The organism is Pseudomonas sp. NPDC087615, assembly GCF_044743445.1.
GTDB classification, from domain to species: Bacteria; Pseudomonadota; Gammaproteobacteria; order Pseudomonadales; family Pseudomonadaceae; genus Aquipseudomonas; species Aquipseudomonas baetica_A.
In genome coordinates, this window is the sequence record NZ_JBIUWM010000124.1 from 1 (window position 1) to 2,914 (window position 2,914).

Sequence of the window (2,914 nt, forward strand, 5' to 3'; positions counted from 1 at the left end):
TGGGCGTAGCTCAGTTGGTAGAGCACGGGATTGTGACTCCCGTTGTCGTGGGTTCGATCCCCATCGTCCACCCCATATTTCGAAAGGCGCCAGATGTAACAGTCTGGCGCCTTTGCTTTAAAAGCTTGATCCGCGGATGTGGTGGAATTGGTAGACACACTGGATTTAGGTTCCAGCGCCGCGAGGCGTAAGAGTTCGAGTCTCTTCATCCGCACCAATTAAAGCTTCATTCATGTCTTCGGGCGGGTGAGGTTCAACAAAGAAGTTGTTTGGCTTTTTTGTTACGCAATATGGTGGGCGTAGCTCAGTTGGTAGAGCACGGGATTGTGACTCCCGTTGTCGTGGGTTCGATCCCCATCGTCCACCCCATATTTCGAAAGGCGCCAGATTTAACAGTCTGGCGCCTTTTTTGTTTTAGCGATTTGAAGACTTGGCGATTGCCGGCTTCGATTCGCAGGAGTGGGGCGTTTCGTCGTGTTTATGTTGCTCGATGATTCTGTGCTGCTCGCCGGGCTTGCTTGCAGGGTCGGCCGTCAGGGCGTGATTGGCGGTCTCTTCTATATATAGAGGAGATCGGCGCAGAGCCCTTGCGTGATTGGTTGTATTCGCCTGTGGGGCGCGACGCATTCGTGCAACGGTCCCTATAAATTGCCTGCTGTTTTTTTACCCGTTTTCAGTAGGGTGACTTCTTGAGTTTGACCCACTAGAATGCATGCCCTTGATTCTGGGGTCGGAAACGGCCGGCTAACGTCTGTGCAACGAGGAATATCCATGCAAGTTTCTGTTGAAAATACTACTGCTCTTGAGCGCCGCATGAGCGTCACCGTGCCGGCTGAGCGCATTGAGAGCCAGGTCAACAAGCGTCTGCAGCAGACTGCCCAAAAGGCCAAGATTGCTGGCTTCCGTCCAGGCAAAGTGCCAATGAGCGAAATCAAGCGCCGTTTCGGTGCTGACGCTCGCCAGGAAGCTGTTGGTGATGTCATCCAGTCCTCCTTCTATGAAGCTGTGGTTGAGCAGAAGCTGAACCCGGCTGGTTCGCCTTCGATCGAGCCTAAATCGCTCGAAGCTGGCAAGGATCTGGAATACGTTGCTGTATTCGAAGTGTTCCCTGAGTTCACCGTTGCCGGTTTCGAAGGCATCACCGTTGAGCGCCTGAGCGCTGACGTGGCTGACGCTGACCTGGACAAAATGCTCGACATCCTGCGCAAGCAGAACACCCGTTTTGAAGTGGCTGATCGTGCTGCCCAGAACGAAGACCAACTGAACATCGATTTCGTTGGCAAGGTTGATGGCGAAGTGTTTGCAGGTGGCTCCGCCAAAGGTACTCAGCTGGTTCTGGGTTCCGGCCGCATGATCCCGGGCTTCGAAGAAGGCCTGGTGGGCGCTAAGGCGGGCGAAGAGCGCGTTCTGAACCTGACCTTCCCTGAGGACTATCAGAACCTGGATCTGGCGGGTAAAACCGCTGAGTTCACCGTGACTGTCAACACTGTCTCCGAGCCAAAGCTGCCTGAGTTGAACGAAGAGTTCTTCGCTCAATTCGGTATCAAGGAAAGCGGCATCGACGGCTTCCGCACCGAAGTTCGCAAGAACATGGAGCGTGAACTGCGTCAGGCGATCAAATCCAAGGTGAAAAATCAGGTAATGGACGGTCTGCTGGCCACCAACCCGATCGAAGTGCCTAAGGCTCTGCTGTCCAATGAAGTTGACCGTCTGCGCGTGCAGGCTGTTCAGCAGTTCGGTGGCAACATCAAGCCTGACCAACTGCCGGCCGAGCTGTTCGAAGAGCAAGCCAAGCGCCGCGTAGTGCTGGGTCTGATCGTGGCTGAAGTGGTCAAGCAGTTCGACCTCAAGCCTGACGATGCCCGTGTTCGTGAAATGATTCAGGAAATGGCTTCGGCTTACCAAGAGCCTGAGCAGGTCGTGTCGTGGTACTACAAGAACGACCAACAACTGAACGAGGTTCGTTCGGTTGTGCTGGAAGAACAAGTTGTGGATACTGTTCTGCAGAAAGCTAGCGTGACCGACAAATCGGTCTCTTACGAAGAAGCGGTCAAGCCGGTAGAAGCTCCAACAGCCGACTGATTGTTTTTGCGTTAAGAAGTGCACACCATAAGCCAGCTCTCGAGCTGGCTTATGCGTATTCAAGACATAACTATTTGGGAGTGACTGCAGAGCATGTTCCGTAATTCGTATATTCAGCAGAACTCTGATATCCAGGCCGCAGGCGGCCTGGTCCCTATGGTTGTCGAGCAATCTGCTCGTGGCGAACGCGCCTATGACATCTACTCGCGCCTGCTCAAGGAGCGAGTGATTTTTCTGGTTGGTCCGGTAGAGGACTACATGGCCAATCTGATCTGTGCGCAACTGCTGTTCCTTGAAGCGGAAAACCCGGACAAGGACATCCATCTCTATATCAACTCCCCGGGCGGTTCGGTGACAGCGGGCATGTCGATTTACGACACCATGCAGTTCATCAAACCCAACGTATCGACCACTTGCATCGGTCAGGCATGCAGCATGGGCGCGTTCTTGTTGACCGCCGGTGCTCCAGGCAAGCGTTTTTGCCTGCCGAACTCGCGCGTGATGATTCACCAGCCACTGGGTGGTTTCCAGGGGCAGGCATCGGATATCGAAATCCATGCCAAGGAAATCCTCTTTATTCGCGAGCGCCTGAACACGCTGATGGCCAAGCACAGCGGTCGTACCCTTGAAGAAATCGAGCGCGATACCAACCGCGATAACTTCATGAGTGCAGAAGCTGCGAAGGAATATGGCTTGATCGACGAAGTGATCAACCAGCGCCCAGCTTAAAATAAGCAGCTCAAAATAGGCTTGGTCGGCGCGTCTGATCAGCGGCGGGCTTGAAAAAGCCCGCAATAGCCTTCATCTTGTGTTGCTCGCCGATCGGAGTGGG

General features: G+C 54.0%; 2 protein-coding genes and 2 tRNA genes. All 4 read left to right on the forward strand.

What is annotated here, in order from left to right; all coding sequences use genetic code 11:
• Positions 1-132 precede the first annotated feature (132 nt).
• The 4 genes from ACIOU6_RS27770 to clpP all read left to right on the forward strand — a co-directional run bounded on the left by ACIOU6_RS27770 (position 133) and on the right by clpP (position 2,811).
• Positions 133-217: transfer RNA gene (locus tag ACIOU6_RS27770), tRNA-Leu, on the forward strand.
• A gap of 76 nt (positions 218-293) precedes the next feature.
• Positions 294-369: transfer RNA gene (locus tag ACIOU6_RS27775), tRNA-His, on the forward strand.
• Between the two features lie 402 nt (positions 370-771).
• Entirely contained in the window at positions 772-2,082 is a 1,311-nt protein-coding gene (tig, locus tag ACIOU6_RS27780; protein ID WP_221730452.1) for a trigger factor, read from the forward strand.
• 93 nt (positions 2,083-2,175) lie between these two features.
• The gene (clpP, locus tag ACIOU6_RS27785; RefSeq protein ID WP_007951559.1) at positions 2,176-2,811 is read left to right on the forward strand and encodes an ATP-dependent Clp endopeptidase proteolytic subunit ClpP; all 636 of its coding nucleotides are present in this window, start codon (positions 2,176-2,178) and stop codon (positions 2,809-2,811) included.
• The last annotated feature ends 103 nt before the right edge of the window (positions 2,812-2,914 follow it).